Source organism: Tritonibacter sp. SIMBA_163, assembly GCF_046535935.1.
GTDB classification, from domain to species: Bacteria; Pseudomonadota; Alphaproteobacteria; order Rhodobacterales; family Rhodobacteraceae; genus Epibacterium; species Epibacterium scottomollicae.
On the sequence record NZ_JAWJBP010000010.1, the window covers coordinates 50,045 to 65,719 of the forward strand.

7 protein-coding genes are annotated in these 15,675 nt (G+C 67.1%); 3 read left to right on the top strand and 4 right to left on the bottom strand.

The window, feature by feature from the left end; genetic code table 11:
- Window positions 1–120: 120 nt before the first annotated feature.
- The 3 genes from R0J92_RS14735 (at window position 121) to R0J92_RS14745 (ending at window position 8,639) form a co-directional block, all read left to right on the top strand.
- Entirely contained in the window at window positions 121–5,568 is a 5,448-nt protein-coding gene (locus R0J92_RS14735) for an alpha-2-macroglobulin family protein (RefSeq protein ID WP_411052191.1), read from the top strand.
- 128 nt (window positions 5,569–5,696) lie between these two features.
- Window positions 5,697–7,745 (top strand): penicillin-binding protein 1C, encoded by a 2,049-nt coding sequence (gene pbpC, locus R0J92_RS14740; RefSeq protein WP_411052238.1) that lies wholly within the window; start codon window positions 5,697–5,699, stop codon window positions 7,743–7,745.
- A gap of 27 nt (window positions 7,746–7,772) precedes the next feature.
- Window positions 7,773–8,639, top strand: coding sequence for a 2-keto-4-pentenoate hydratase (locus tag R0J92_RS14745; protein ID WP_411052192.1), 867 nt, complete (start codon window positions 7,773–7,775; stop codon window positions 8,637–8,639).
- A gap of 222 nt (window positions 8,640–8,861) precedes the next feature.
- Here R0J92_RS14745 and R0J92_RS14750 read toward each other — a convergent pair whose 3' ends face one another.
- Genes R0J92_RS14750 through R0J92_RS14765 form a run of 4 tightly spaced genes read right to left on the bottom strand, consistent with a single transcriptional unit; the run spans window position 8,862 to window position 15,621 of the window.
- Entirely contained in the window at window positions 8,862–10,904 is a 2,043-nt protein-coding gene (locus R0J92_RS14750) for a hypothetical protein (RefSeq protein ID WP_411052193.1), read from the bottom strand.
- A gap of 45 nt (window positions 10,905–10,949) precedes the next feature.
- Window positions 10,950–13,712 (bottom strand): DUF4159 domain-containing protein, encoded by a 2,763-nt coding sequence (locus tag R0J92_RS14755; protein ID WP_411052194.1) that lies wholly within the window; start codon window positions 13,710–13,712, stop codon window positions 10,950–10,952.
- The gene (locus R0J92_RS14760; RefSeq protein WP_411052195.1) at window positions 13,709–14,617 is read right to left on the bottom strand and encodes a DUF58 domain-containing protein; all 909 of its coding nucleotides are present in this window, start codon (window positions 14,615–14,617) and stop codon (window positions 13,709–13,711) included. The genes R0J92_RS14755 and R0J92_RS14760 overlap by 4 nt, the downstream gene beginning before the upstream one ends.
- Window positions 14,614–15,621 (bottom strand): AAA family ATPase, encoded by a 1,008-nt coding sequence (locus tag R0J92_RS14765; RefSeq protein ID WP_411052196.1) that lies wholly within the window; start codon window positions 15,619–15,621, stop codon window positions 14,614–14,616. The genes R0J92_RS14760 and R0J92_RS14765 overlap by 4 nt, the downstream gene beginning before the upstream one ends.
- Window positions 15,622–15,675: the final 54 nt, after the last annotated feature.

Genomic DNA, 15,675 nt, shown 5'->3' on the forward strand with positions numbered 1-15,675 from the left:
ACCTGCGGCCTCAATCTCGCAGCCAATCCTTAATTTGCCTTTAGCGCTAGTGGTATGGCGAGCATGCTTGCCATGAGGTTAACCGCATGCGAGCCTCTGCGCGTTGACAGGGAGAATGCCATGCGGCGCCTTTTGATTTTATTCACTTTTCTTTTTTCTCATATTTCGGTGCCCGCAGTGCAGGCCCAGGCTGATGATTCTGGCCCTTTGCCGGCACAACGGTTTGTCACGCAGCCTGACACCGATCATTTTGGTGCCGACCTGCAGGCGCTCTTCGATACATCGCTGAAGTCCTGCCAGCGGGCCTGCGCTACGCAATCGGCCTGTGTCGGCTTCGTCTACAACCTGAAATCCGATGCCTGTTTCCCGAAATCAGCGCTGCGCGATCCCTCCTCCTTTGTCGGCGCCCTGACGGTCCGCAAACTGTCGGTGGATGAAGGCCTCGCTGCACGTGCCGCGGAGCGTGCGTCCCGGCTGTCCTTGCCCGGTGGCGTGGATATCGCGTCTGCGCGTGATCTCGCCGTCGAGATCGGCACGCGGTACCAGCTGAGCGGACGTGATCTCGACACGCTGGTCGAAGGGGCGCAACAGTTCTTTGTCGGCAATAATGCCGAAATGGCTGTCCGCTGGATGGGCGAAGCCGTGGCTCTCAGCGACGCTGCCGATCTCTGGGTCGAATATGCCCGCTACATGCGCGCAATGCCGACAGATGGCGGCAGTGAAACCCGCCGCAATCATGCCGAGGCCGTTGCGGCCGCATTGAATGGATATCTGCGTGCTGACTCGCTGCCAATGCAGGCCACCGCATTGACCGAGGCTGCACTCGCGCTGGAGAAACTGGGCCGTGGCCGCGATATGATTTCCGTGCTGCGTCTTGCGGAGACCATCGAACCTCGTAAGCAAATTGCTGACATTCTGAGCCGGGCCGTGGCAAAATACGGCTTCCGCGTCAGCGACACCCGGGTAGAGGCCGACAGTGCCGACCCGCGCATGTGCGTGGTCTTCTCCGAGGAGTTGGTCAAAACCGGCGTAACCTATGGCGACTACGTGAAATCCGAGGCCGAGGGTCTGGCGGTTGAAGCCGCGGGGCAGGAGCTATGCCTCACCGGTCTCAGCCATGGCCAGCACCTGCGGGTCACGCTGCGCCGGGGCCTTCCGGCGGCCAATGGTGAGACACTGATCAAGGACGTCGACCTCAGCCAATACATCCGCGACCGCAGCCCCTCGGTGCGCTTTCCGGGCCGCGCCTATGTGCTGGCGCGCAGCGATGTGATCGCGCTGCCGGTGGAGACGGTCAATGTCGACAAGCTCGATCTGAAACTCTCCCGCATTAGCGATCGCAACCTGTTGCGCAGCATGCAGGAGGATCTGTTCGCACGCCCGCTGAACCAGTGGCAGAGCGACAGTTTTGACGCCACGCTCGCCGAGGAACTCTGGACCGGCACCGCCGAGGTGGAGCAGGACCTCAACCGCGACATGACCACACGGTTGCCGCTGGACGATGTGCTTGCCGACCAACCTGTGGGCATCTACGCGCTCAGCGCGGCGGTGCCGGGCGCCGATCCCTATGACAGCCCGGCGGCAATGCAGTGGTTTGTGCTCACGGATCTTGGCCTCAGCTCCATGTCCGGGGCCGATGGTTTGCATGTTCAGGTTCAGGGCCTGTCGGATGCCAAGGCCCGCACAGGCGTCGAGGTCGAGCTGATCTCGGAGGCCAACGCGGTGATTGCCCGAGCCACCAGCGATGCCACCGGCTATGCGCATTTTGCACCAGGCCTGACGCGGGGCACCGGCAGCGCCGCGCCCGCGATGCTGCTGGCCCGTGCGGGTGAAGAGGACTTTGCCTTCCTGTCGCTGCGTGATGCCGCTTTTGATCTGTCGGACCGTGGTGTCGAGGGCCGTCCCGCGCCCGGCCCGGTTGATGTCTTCCTGACCACGGATCGTGGCGCTTATCGTGCCGGTGAAACCATCAACGTCACCGCCTTGTCGCGCGATCCCCGCGCGCAGGCCATCGAAGGCCTGCCGCTGATCGCGGTGCTGAAACGCCCTGACGGTGTGGAATATTCGCGCCATATATCTGACGGTGGTAACGCCGGTGGCCATGTGTTTGCCTTGCCCCTGGGCGACAGCGCCCCGCGCGGCTCCTGGGCGGTGGAGCTCTACACCGATCCAAAGGCCGATCCGCTGGCGCGGCAAACCGTATTGGTCGAGGATTTCCTACCCGAGCGGATCGATTTCGAGCAGGACATCCGCGACGCCGCCAGCCTGCGCCCCGGCGGCCAGCTGGTTGTCGACATCGACGCCCGCTTCCTGTTTGGCGCTCCCGGCGCTGGCCTGAGTGTCGAGGGCGATGTCTCTCTCGCCCCGGTGCGGCAGCTGGCCGATTGGCCCGGCTATCGCTTCGGTCGCTATGATGCGCAGACCACCCGCCAGACCAGGTATTTTGGTGGCGATGAAACGGACCCGAAAGGGCAGTCCGTGGCCATCGGTGACCTGCCCGAGGTCGAAGCCGCCGGCCTGCCGCTTGAGGCACGCTTGCGCACGCGACTCTCGGATGGCTCCGCCCGTCCGGTTGAGCGTGAACTAACCGTGCCGGTCCAGCCTGCGACGCCCGTGATCGGGATCAAGACACAGTTTGCCGATGACGTGGTGGCCGAAGGCACGGAGGCCGGGTTCGAGCTGATCTCGCTCGCACCGGATCTCACCCCCGCGCCGATGCAGGTGCAATGGGTGCTGAACCGGGTCGAGACGCGCTATCAATGGTATCAGCTCTATGGCGACTGGCAGTGGGAGCCGATCACCCGCCGCACCCGCGTGGCCTCGGGCGAGGCGATGCTGGACGGCGATCCGGTGGCAGTCACCGCGCCGGTCGACTGGGGCCGCTACGAGCTGGTGGTGGAACGTCTGGATGGCGACTACGTGACCGCTGCGCAGGATTTCTACGCGGGCTGGTATGTGCCCGCCTCCGACGCGCAGACTCCGGATCGTCTGGAGCTGTCGCTGGATGGCGAAAGCTATACACCCGGCGACACCGCTCGCCTGCGTATCGTACCGCAAGCGGCGGGCACCGCGCTGATCTCCGTCATGGGCAGCGAGCTGATCCACCGTCAGGCGGTTGAGGTGACGGCGGGCGAGAACGTGATCCCGCTTGAGGTCACATCCGAGTGGGGCAGCGGTGCCTATGTGACCGCCTCTGTCGTGCAACCCGTCGCCAGTCGGCAGGGCCGCACTCCGACCCGGGCGCTGGGCATCGCCCATGCCACGGTGACCCAGCCGGGGCAGCAACTGGATGTCACGATCAAGACCCCCGAAGTCACCCGCCCCCGCCAGACGGTCGAGGCGACCGTGACTGTCGCCGGGGCCGAGGCGGGCGAGGAGGTCTGGCTGACGCTGGCCGCCGTTGATGTCGGCATCCTGAACCTCACTGGCTTTCAAAGCCCTGACCCCGTGGGCTATTTCCACGGTCAGCGGCGTCTGGGGATGGAGCTGCGCGACATCTATGGCCGTCTGATCGACCCCGGCAATGGCGCGTTGGGACGTGTGCGCTCCGGCGGCGATGCCGGGCTTGGGGCGCAATTCCAGTCCCCCCCGCCGACGCAGGACCTGATGTCGGTCTTCCACGGCGCAGTGCAGGTTGGGGACGATGGCAGCGTGACCCTGCCCATCGATCTGCCAGACTTCAACGGCACCGTGCGGCTGATGGTCGTGGCCTGGACTGACCGATCGGTAGGGCAGGCAGACACCGACATGATCGTGCGTGATCCGGTGGTGCTGACCGCATCGCTGCCGCGCTTCCTGGCGCCCGGCGATCAGAGCCGCATCCGCCTCGACATCACCCACGCCGATGGGCCTGCGGGCGAGATCGGTCTGGCGGCCGAGGTGATCGGGGCCGGGCTGCAACTGGGCGCGCTGCCGCCTTCGGTGACCGTTACCGAACAGGGCCGTGTGCTGCTGGAGCTTCCGGTCGCGGCAGAGGCCGTGGGCGATCCCGAGCTGCGCCTGAGCTTGACCACCCCCGGCGGCGAGGTGCTGGACCAGACCCTGCGTCTGCCGGTGCGGGCCAATGATCCGGAGGTCTCGGAAACCCGGCGCTTCTCGCTGGCGGGCGGTGACAGCTTCCTGTTCAACGCGGATGTGTTCGCGGGTCTGCGCCGCGGCTCCGCCCGCGCGGTGATGTCGGCAGGACCGCTGGCCAAGTTCGACGTGCCGGGTCTGTTGTCGCAACTGGACGGCTACCCCTATGGCTGCACCGAGCAGGTGACGTCGAAGGCGCTGCCGCTCCTCTATCTGTCGTCGGTGGCCGAGGCCGCCGGTCTGGGCGATGGCCCCAAGGTGGACGCGCGCATCAACGGCGCCATCCGCAAGGTACTGACCCGGCAGGCCGCCAATGGCGCCTTTGGCCTTTGGCGCGCCGAGAGCGGCGATTTGTGGCTGGATGCCTATGCCTCCGACTTCCTCAGCCGGGCCCGGACCAAAGGCTACATCGTGCCAGATCAGGCCTTTGCCCGCGCCATGGACAATCTGCGCAATCGGTTGAACTACGCGCCGGATTTTGACAGCGGCGGTGAGGACGTGGCCTATGCGCTGCTGGTGCTGGCGCGTGAGGGCGCGGCGGCGATGGGCGATCTGCGCTATTACGCGGATGTGAAGGCGGAGGCCTTCTCGACCCCGATGGGCGCGGCGCAACTGGGGGCCGCACTGGCGGCCTATGGCGATCAGCGCCGGGCGGACAAGATGTTTGCCCGCGCCGCGCAGATGATCGCCGGCCAAGGCGCAGAAAAGCCAGTGTGGCGTGTCGATTACGGCACCCAGCTGCGTGATTCGGCTGCGGTCTTGGCGCTCGCGGTGGAGGCTGGCAGCACGGCAGTCAATCGTGATTACCTCACGGCGCGGGTTTCGGGCGGTGACGGCCATCGCTCCACCCAGGAAGCGGCCTGGAGCCTGATGGCGGCGCAGGCGCTGGTGGACAATCCCGAAGACTCTGGTCTGCGCGTCAATGGCCAGCCAGTCACCGGCGCTTTTGTTGAGGTGATGGAGGGCGACAGCCCGGCGGATCTGTCGGTCACTGCTGCCTCCGGGCGGAGCACTGACATCACCCTGACCCGCATCGGCGTGCCTATCGTGCCGCCTGCGGCGCGTGGCTACGGCTTTGCCCTGACGCGGGAGTATTACACGTTGGAAGGGGAGCCGGTGGATCTGGCCTCGGTCGCGGTCGGCACCCGGCTGGTCACGGTGCTGCGGGTGTTGCCGCAGGAGGAGATCGGCGCGCGGCTGATGGTCAATGATCCGCTGCCGGCGGGGCTGGAGATCGACAATCCCAACCTGCTGCGCTCCGGCGATCTGCGCGATCTGGACTGGCTGAGCCTCTGGGAGGCGGATCACGTGGAATTCCGCTCGGATCGCTTTCTGGCGGCGGTGACCTCGCGGGGGGATGATCCGATCACGCTGGCCTATATGGTGCGCGCGGTCAGCCCCGGTGAGTTCCACCACCCGGCGGCCTCGGTTGAGGACATGTATCGCCCGGCCTATCGCGCCAATACGGCGGCGGGACGGCTGCAGGTCAAATGACACCGACAGATCGCCCCGGCTGGCTGCGCATGTTGCGGCGACGGCGGGGGCGCCCGGCCCCTGCCGGGGCCGGGCGTGGCCTGACCGTTCGGTCAGGCGGGGGCGGTGCCCGCCCCTTGGTCCAGACGATGGCGCGGCTCAGGACGCCGCTGTTGGTGATGCTGGTTGCAGGGGTTCTGGGTGGCAAAGGGCTGGAGGCTTGGGTCGCGGCCACCGAGCTGCCCCGCAGGCTTGCGGAAACCTCGGTCGAGCTGCGGGACCGCGCTGGTCGCCTGTTGCGGGCCTATCCTGTGGAGGACGGCATCTGGCGCATGGCGGTGCGGGCCGAGGATGTGGACCCGACCTATCTGCAGATGTTGCGGGCCTACGAGGACAAGCGGTTCGACACGCATATGGGGGTTGACCCGCTGGCGATGCTGCGCGCGGCCGGGCAGGCCCTGTGGCACGGGCGCACGGTCTCTGGCGGCTCCACGCTGACCATGCAGGTGGCGCGGTTGCTGGAGGATGGTTCCACCGGCCGATGGAGCGGCAAGCTGCGCCAGATCCGGGTGGCGCTGGCGCTGGAGCGGCAGCTGTCCAAATCGGAGATCCTGACGCTCTATCTGACCCATGCGCCCTTTGGCGGCAATCTCGAAGGGGTGCGGGCGGCGAGCTTTGCATGGTTCGGCAAGGAGCCGCACCGTCTTACTGCCGCCGAGTCGGCCTTGCTGGTGGCGCTGCCGCAATCGCCGGAAACACGACGCCCTGACCGTTCGGTAAGCTCAGCACGCTCCGCACGGGCGCGAGTGTTGCAACGCAGCCATGAGGCCGGGGTGCTGTCGGCACAGGTCGCGCGTCAGGCGGCGCAGGCACGGGTGCCGGACAGCCGCCGCCCGTTCCCGTTGCTGGCGCCGCATCTGGGCGACCAGCTGCGGACGGCCTCGCCAGCGCAGGCGCGGTTTGACGTGACGCTGGACGCCGATCTGCAGGCGCGGCTACAGGCTGTTCTGCACCGGCGGGTGACGGCGGCGGGGCCGCGGCTCAGTGCGGCGATGATCGTGGCGGACCACCAAACGGGCGAGATTCTTGCCCGGATCGGCGCGCCGGACTATACCAATTCCGCGCGGCGCGGTTTTGTCGATATGGTGACGGCTGAGCGCTCGCCCGGCTCGACCCTGAAACCGCTGGTCTACGGCCTCGCCTTTGACGAGGGACTGGTGCATCCCGATACGCTGATCCGCGATGCGCCGGTGTCCTTTGGCGGCTACGCGCCGCAGAATTTCGACGGCAGTTTTCGCGGCGACATTCGCGTGCGGGATGCGCTGCAGATGTCACTTAACACGCCGGTGGTGACCCTGACCGAGGCTCTTGGTCCCTCGCGGTTGATGGCGGCAATGCGCCAGGCCGGCATGCGCCCCGTGCTGCCGGGTGGCAAACCCGGGCTGGCGGTGAGCCTTGGTGGCGTTGGCGTCAGCCTGCAGGATCTGGTGCAGATGTATGCGGTTCTGGCAGCAGGGGGCTCGGGAACACGGCTGACGGTTCAGGCAGGCGAGGGCAGCGACCGGACCCCGAGGGTGATCTCCGCCGTGGCAGCCTGGTATCTTGGCAATATCCTGCGCGATGTGCCGGTGCCGCGCGGTGCCCGGGCCGGGGTTCTGCCCTACAAGACCGGCACCTCCTACGGCCATCGCGATGCCTGGGCCGTGGGCTGGGACGGCCAGCATGTGATCGGCGTCTGGCTGGGACGGGCGGATGGTACCCCGGTTCCGGGCGTCTTTGGCGCGGAACTGGCGGCGCCGGTGCTGTTCGAGGCCTTTGCCGCGCTGAAGCCCGACCTGACGCCGTTGTCGCCGCCGCCGCCCAATGCGCTGGTGCTGTCCTCGGCCGAGTTGCCGCAACCGCTGCAGCGGTTCCGCGCCCGGGATGAGGTGTTTTCTGACGCTGGCACCGGGGCGCCGGAGGTGGTTTTTCCGCCCACCCGCGCCCGGCTCGCGCTGGTGGAGGGCCGTCTGGCGCTGAAGCTGCGCGGCGGGCGGCTGCCGTTCACGGTGCTGGCCAACGGTCTGCCGGTGGCCCGGGGGCTGCGGTCCCGTGATCTCGACCTGCCGAGCCCCGGGCCGGGCCACGCCACGCTTGTGGTGATCGACGCGGACGGGCAATCTGCCCGGGTGACCGTCGAGATCGAGGAGACGGGCTGACGCGAGCGAAATGAGGAGGCGAGCGGAATGCAGCAGGCAGGACACTGGATTTGGGCGCTGATCGCGGCGGGGGTGATCGGGGCGGGCAGCGCTGCTGCCGATTGCGCCAGCGACGAGGAGGTGGCGCGGTTTGTGGCGGATTACATGGATCATCGTCCAACCGAAGCACTGGGGCAGGGCGGCACGATGGTGGACGCACTTTGCACCCAAGCCCGTCTGAGTGATGCCTTGGCTGCGCATCTGGGGCCGGTGATCGGCTACAAGGCAGGGCTGACCAGCACCCCGGCGCAGGAGCGGTTTGGCGCCAGTGCGCCGGTGCGCGGCGTGCTTTATCGTGACATGATGATGGAAAGTGGCGCGACGCTCGACGTGCCCTGGGGCGCGGTGCCGATGGTGGAGGCGGATCTGGTGCTGGAGATCGGCGATTCCGCCGTCAATTCCGCCACCACGCGCGAGGAAGTGATGCAGAACATTGCCAGCATCCGCCCCTTCATCGAACTGCCGGATCTTGCGGTGGACCAAAGCCAGCCGATGACGCCGGAAACGATCACCGCAATGGGGGTGGGCGCGCGACGCGGGGTTCTGGGCGCAGCGATCGCAGTGGAGGACGCCGCCGCAATGACCAAGGCGCTGGCCGAGATGCAGGTGCAGCTGCGCGACGGCGCGGGCGAGGTCGTGCTCTCCGCGCCAGGATCCTCCGTTCTGGGGCATCCGGCGGAGACGATCCTCTGGCTGCACGCGGTTGGCGTGACCTTCAAGGCGGGAGATTTGGTCTCGGTGGGCTCTTTCGGACCATTGGTGCCACCCGGCAGCCTCAAGGGCGGTGCGACGGTGAGTTACGAGGGCCTGCCGGGAAGCCCGGAGGTGTCGGTGCTGTTTGGGCCGTCGTCTTGAGGTACATTGTCCAAGCCCACCTGCCCGCGGTGGTTTGCAAGACCATCTGAGGAGTAAAGGGTTTCGCATCGGGCTTTGCCCGATGCGACCCGCGCCGCGCCAAAGGCGCAGCGCTTGGCCCACTGCGTGAAAAATGCCTCAGGCCACAAGAGCGGGCGGAGGTGCTGTTGCTCCAACGCCGCACGACTCAGGCTCAGGTCTGTAAGCGACCCATGAGTTACGTCAGCTGCGCCCTTCGCGCAGCCAGGCGCCGATCAGCAGTGACGCGGCCAGCAGTACCAACAGCCACGCGGGCAACAGCGGCGACTGGGTCACGGCGGTGGTCTCATAGGCGCCACGCGGCACCAGACCAATCCAGCCACGCCCCGCCGCGGGCCGCCCCTCGCGGATGTTGCGCAACGATGGCAGCCCATCCTCCAGCGCCACAGCACCGCCGCGCAGGCTGCGCACCAAGGGCGACATCACATCGGCGGTGGCGATGGTCTGTTCGAACTCCCGGGGCGCGGCGGGGCCAAGGCCGATCACCGCACGTTCGTCGCCCTCCGCCAGATGGTAGAGGCCGATCTGATCACTTTCATAACGCCCCTCCCAGAGACCCGGGCGTGCCTCGCGCAAGCGAACCTGCGAGGTGCTGCCGTCCGGGGCGGTCACCGTCACCGGGCCGACGGTTTCCCCAAGCGTGCGCCGCTGGATCCGCATGCGCTGGCCGGTGGCCTCGGCGGAGAGCACCTCTTCTTCCAGCTCCGGCTCCTTCATCATCCAATGGGCGAGACGGCGCAGCAGTTCCAGCTGCGGTCCGCCGCCCTCATAACCGCGACTCCACAGCCAGGCGTGGTCCGAGGCCAGTAGCGCGACACGGCCCTCCTCCACCCGGTCCAGCGTCAGCAGGGGGCGCTCGCCGATGCCACGCATCAGTGTGGTGCCGCCGGTGGTGTCCAGCTCCACCTGCCGCATCCAGCGGCCCCAGTCCTCGGCGCCGGTCAGCTCTGCGGTAACCGGATGCTGCAGGCCGGTCTCGCTGATGGTGGGGCGATAGGGCTCTTCCAATACGCGGGCCGAGGGGCTGGCAGGCAGAACTTCCGCGAGAGGTGTGCGAAAGATACTGTCGGCGCTGGCGAAATCCGGCCCCGCCGCCACCAGCACCGCGCCACCGCGGCGCACGTAGTTGGCCACATTCTCGAGATAGGCTGAGGGCAGGATGCCGCGTCGCTTGTAACGGTCAAAGATGATGAGATCGAAATCCTCGATCTTCTCCAGGAACAGTTCGCGGGTTGGGAAGGCGATCAGCGACAGCTCGTCCACCGGCACACCATCCTGTTTTTCGGGTGGCCGCAGGATGGTGAAATGCACCAGATCGACGGCGCTGTCGGATTTCAGCAGGTTGCGCCAGGTGCGCCCGCCCGGATGCGGCGCGCCAGAGACCAGCAGCACCCGCAGCCGGTCCCGCACGCCGTTGATCTGCAACAACGCGGCGTTGTTGCGCGCGGTCAGCTCGCCCTGGGCCTCGGGGACGCGGAACTCCACCACGTTGCGCCCGCCATGGGGCAGGGTCAGCGGCAGGTCGAAATCGACCCCCACCGGCAGGCGGAAAGTCTGCGCCTCGCCACCATCGATGGAGATCTGCAACTCTGTCAGCCGCGCACCCGCAGGCACCGCGCCCTGATCCTCGACCCGGAGCGTCAGGGTGATCGGTTCGCCGATGATGCCGAAGGAGGGTGCGTTCTTGACGATCAGGCGGCGGTCCCAGTCGTCCGAGCGGCCCGTCATCAGCAGATGCAGCGGTGCGGGCAGGTCAGGCGCGCGGGCCATGTCGTGCACTTGCCCGTCGGACAGCGCGATCAGCCCGGCCACCCGGGCGCGTGGCTCATCGGCCAGGGCTCGGGTCAGCGCGTCCATCAGCTGGGTGCCGCCATCGTCTGGGCTGTCCTCCACGGTGATCCAGCGCACCTCGGTGTTGGCGCGCCCGGCCAGTGCGGTTTCCAGTTCGGCGCGCGCAACCGTCATCTGGTCGGGGCGGTCGGACAGGTGCTGGCTGGCGGTGCGGTCCTCAGCCACGATGACGATATCACTGAGCGGGCTGCGGTCCTCGACCTGCATCACCGGGCCAGCCAGCGCGGCCAGCAGCACCAGTGCTGCGCCCGCACGCAGCGCCCAGCCTGAAAGCCGCCGCCAGATCGCCAGCCCCAGCCCCAGCGTGCTCAGCCCGGCCAGACCGGCCAGCACCAGCCAGGGCACCAGCGGGTCGAAGAGGATGGATTGCGTCATTGCGGATGGGCTCCTTGCGGCGCGAATTGGAAGGGGACCATGGCGCTATTGCCCCAATCGATCGAGCAGTGCCGGCACATGCACCTGGTCGGATTTGTAGTTGCCGGTCAGCACATGCATCAGCAGGTTGACGCCAAAGCGCCGTGCCAGTTCCCGCTGCCGTTCGCCGGCAAAGCCGCGTCCGACCGGGTAAAGGGGGGCGTTGTCTTGATCCACCGCCCAGGCCGCGGCCCAGTCGTTGCCGCCGATGACCACCGGTGTCACCCCGTCGTTGAGGTTGCGAAACGGCAGCCCCTCGACCTGTTCGGCATCCTCGGGCGCGGCCTCGACCCAGATCTGACCACGCGGATGACGACCAGGAAAATCCTGTAGCAGATAGAAGGCCCGGGTCAGCACGTGGTCGGCGGGCAACGGCTCCAGTGGCGGGATGTCCAGCGGCAGCGCCAGTTGCTGTAGTCGCCGCGCCGCGTTGCTGGTGGCTCCGGCCTGCGCCAGATCCGCATCGCGGGTGTCAAAGAGGATCATGCCGCCGGTGCGCAGATAGGCGTTGAGCTTGGCATAGGCATCGGAGGAGGGCAGCGGCTGGCCTTCCGTCACCGGCCAGTAGAGGAAGGGAAAGAACGCCAGCTCATCCGTCTCCAGATCAACGCCGTAAGGCGGTGCAGGCTCGATCGACGTGCGGAGGGTCAGAACGTTGCTCAGCCCCTGTAGCCCCTCGGAGGTAATGCGGTCGGTCTTGGCATCGCCGGTCAGAACATGTGCCAAAGTCAGCTCAGCGGTAAGGTCGGTCGGGGTGGTGGCCGGTTGGGCCAGCATCTCCTGCGGCACCCCAAGCATGAGACCACTCATCAGGAAGATTGCCGCGGTACGGGCAGGTGACCAGAGGCCGGACACCAGCAACGCTGCGGCAATATCCAGCGCCAGCATCACCAGCGCCGCACCTAACAGCAGACCGCCAAGCGGCCGTTCATCTGCCCCCTCATAAGTCATCACCGGCACCGACGCGGGCCAGGATGTGGGCAGCACATCATCGCCCTCCCGCAGGACGTTGCGGGCATAGGCACGGCTGCCGCTGGTATAAAGCCCCGGTTGCAGCTCGGGACCAGAGGGCGCATCGACCAGATCCGGCCCGGCGACCCCGGCCAGCGTGTCGGCGTCCGTCAGGCGGCCAAAGCCATCAAGAACCTCGGCGGCCTGCCAGGTGGTGCCCTCCAGATCAGCGGCCACCGGAGGTTTCGCGGCGGAGGACACCGCGAGGCGCTCCAGCATCTCGACGAACAGGCCCGACAGCGGCAGGGTGCTCCATTCCGCATTGGCCGTGACATGGAACAGGATGACCTGCCCCTGACCCAGCGGCTTGCGGGTGACCAGTGGCGTGCCGTCGCTCAGCTCGGCCACCACACGGCTGGCCAGCTCGGGGTCCGGCTGCGCCATCACCTGCGAGCTGACCGTGACCTCCTGCGGGATCTCCAGCCCGTAAAAGGGCGAGCCCTCGCCAAAGGGCGCCAGCGCCTTGGGTTCGCCCCAGCTCATGGCGCCGCCGATGCTACGTCCGCCGATGCGCAGGCGCACTGGCATCAGCGGCTCCTCGGTGTCGCGGGCGGTGTCGCTGGCGGCCAGACGTGGCCCGGCAAAGCGCAGCAGCAGCCCGCCCTGATCCACCCAGTCGATCAGGGCTTTTTCCTGTGCCGGGGCCAGTCGGGCCACATCGGCCAGCACCACCACATCCGGGTTGGCGGGCAGAAGGTCCGACAGCGCCCCTTCCAGCAGCTCCGCCGTTGGCTCCAGCGCCTGACGCAGATAATGCAGAGGGGACAGCAGTGCGAGACCCTCGTCGCTGCTCTGGGCCGAGATCAGCGCAACCTCGCGTCGCCGCAGCCGATCATCGGTCAGCGAAACTGCCCCGGCAGAGCGGGTGTTGAGGATTTCAAAGCGGCTGATGCGGGCGCGCAGCTCCATCGGCAATGCCAGCTGCGCCTCGGTATGATGCGCTGCCGCGTCGAACTCCAACGTAGCCGAGGCCAGTGCGCGTTCGGTGCCGCTGGGGTCGGGGCCAAGCGCCTGCACCGTGGCCTCTTGCGTCAGACCCGCCGTGCTGCGCGCGGCGTGGAGCACGATCAGGCCATCTTCATATGTGGCAGGCAGCAGGCCGATCACCGGCGCGCCGCTTTCGTAGACATCAATTTCGCCACGTTCTGCCAGCGCGGTGACCAGATCGCTGCGGCCCTGCATTTCCACCCCATCGCTGAGCCAGAGCGTGTCGAAACCGCCATCGGTCTCGGAAATCACGTCGAGGGCCGTGGCCACCTGAGCAGGGGCGGCGACCCATGGCGCGGGTGTCATCCCCGCCAGCTGCCGGGTCCATTGCGCGGCAGCGAGGAATTGCAACGGTTCCGGTGCGGTGAGACGCAGCATGGCGACGGGGCGCCCCGCCCGCCCGGCTTCGGAGAGCTCCGCTTCGATCTGAGCGCGGTTCTGCTCCCAATTTGGCGCTCCGCCCCAGCCCGAGTCCATCACGATCAGCAGGGGGCCGGAGCCGCCGTGTTCCTGTACCGGGTTCAGGACCGGACCAGAGAGGCCAATGATCGCCGCCGCAACCGCCAGCATGCGCAGGAGCAACAGCCACCATGGGGTGCGATCCGACAGGCTTTCGTCATCCTTCAACCCCAGAAGCAGCGTCACCGCAGGGAACGGCTGCCGCTTTGGCGCGGGCGGGATGGCGCGCAGCAGCAGCCACAGGATTGGCAGCACCAACAGCCCCAGCAGCAACCAGGGACTGGCAAAACCTATGCCCGCGATCATGGTCATTGGCGTCGCTCCAATGCGTGATAAAGCCAGAGCAGGCCAGATTGCGCGCTGTCCCCGGTATGATGCAGCCCCAGTGTCCAGCCCGCAGCGCGGCACAGGCGCTCCAGCGCGTCCCGCCGTTCGGCCAGGCGCTCCAGATAGCGGTCGCGCAGGGCGGAGGCTTTCAGTGTTTCATGGGTGACGCCATTGCCCGGACCTTCAAAGCGGGTGCGCCCGGCAAAGGGGAACAGTTCTTCGCTGGGGTCCAGGACCTGCAACAGCACGCCGCGCAGCCCACGATCCGCAGCTTTGGTGAGCGCGATCTCCAACTCCTCAAACGGGCCGAGGAAATCGGACACAAACAGCGCCCTGGCATGCGGGATCAGCGCCCTGTGCTCTGGCGGGGCGTAGGGGGTATCGTCATCATCGGTGAAATGCTGTGCCATGCGCAGGACTTGCATATTGCCACGGCGGGGCGGCAGCCGCCCGCCGGTCAGGCCGACACGCTCGCCCCCACGGATCATCAGCACCGCTGCAGCCAATGACAGCAGGCGAGCCCGGTCGATCTTGCGCGGCAGGTTTGTGTCAGAGGTAAAGCGCATGGATTGCCCCTGATCGACCCAAAGGTGAACGGTCTGGGCGATTTGCCATTCCCGTTCGCGGACAAATTGCTGATCGCCTCGGGCTGATCGGCGGTGGTCAATCATGCGGCGACTGTCGCCCTGCTGCACCGGGCGATACTGCCAAAAGTCATCACCGACGCCCGAGCGCCTGCGTCCGTGCTCCCCCAACAGAACCGCGCCCGCCAGCTGCTGCGCCTGCACGAGCAGGGGCGGCAGGACACTGGCGGCCTCTTCGGCGCGAGTGCGGAGATGTCCGGCGGGGCTATCCGCGATGCTATTGCGAGAGGACGCGGGCTGGCTCACGCTGCGGCCTCGGTCCGGACCAATGCGGCGGCGGTCTCGTCGATCAGATCCGCCAGGTTGTCACCGCGTGCCCGTGCGGCAAAGTTCAGTTGCATCCGGTGGCTCAGCACCGGGCGGGCCATGTCGATCACATCCTCGGCGTTGGGCGCCAGCCGCCCTTGCAGCAGCGCCCGCGCCCGGACCGCCATCATCAGCGCCTGCGCGGCGCGCGGTCCCGGCCCCCAGGCCACGGTCTGTGCCACCCGGGCGGTCACGTCAGGTTCGTCAGGACGGAAGGCGCGCACGAGATCGAGGATCACTTCGACCACCGATTCACCGACGGGCATCCGACGCAGAAGCGTCTGCGCGGCGATCAGTTCGGCAGCGGTAAAGACCTGATGTGCCTCCTCTTCCTCGACGCCGGTGGTGGCCAGCAGGATATCGCGCTCGGTGTCGCGGTCAGGGTAGGGGACGTCGATCTGCAGCAGGAAACGGTCCAGCTGTGCTTCGGGCAGCGGATAGGTGCCCTCCTGTTCGATCGGGTTCTGGGTGGCCAGCACGTGGAACGGCGCCTCCAGCGCCCGATCCGCACCGGCAACGGTGACGGTCTTTTCCTGCATCGCCTGCAAAAGCGCCGATTGCGTTCGGGGCGAGGCGCGGTTGATCTCATCCGCCATCAGCAGCTGGCAGAAGATCGGCCCCTGCACAAACCGGAACGCCCGAGTGCCGTCGGCGGCGGTGTCCAGTACCTCCGAGCCGAGGATATCGGCGGGCATCAGGTCGGGCGTGAATTGCACCCGGTTGCCATTGAGGCCCATAACCGTCGATAGCGCCTCGACCAGGCGGGTCTTGCCGAGGCCGGGCAGGCCGATCAGCAGCCCGTGACCACCGCAGAGCAGCGTCGCCAGCGTCAGGTCCACCACCCGTTCCTGGCCGATGAACCGGCGGGTGATGGAGGTCCGTGCCTCCTGCAGCTTGGTTTCCAGCGCTTCGATGTCGGACAAAAGATCCTGTGCTTCGCTCATGACTTCCCTTCCCGTGGGCTTATATGGTTTGAGTGTATCGCGCGCAGATGGAAT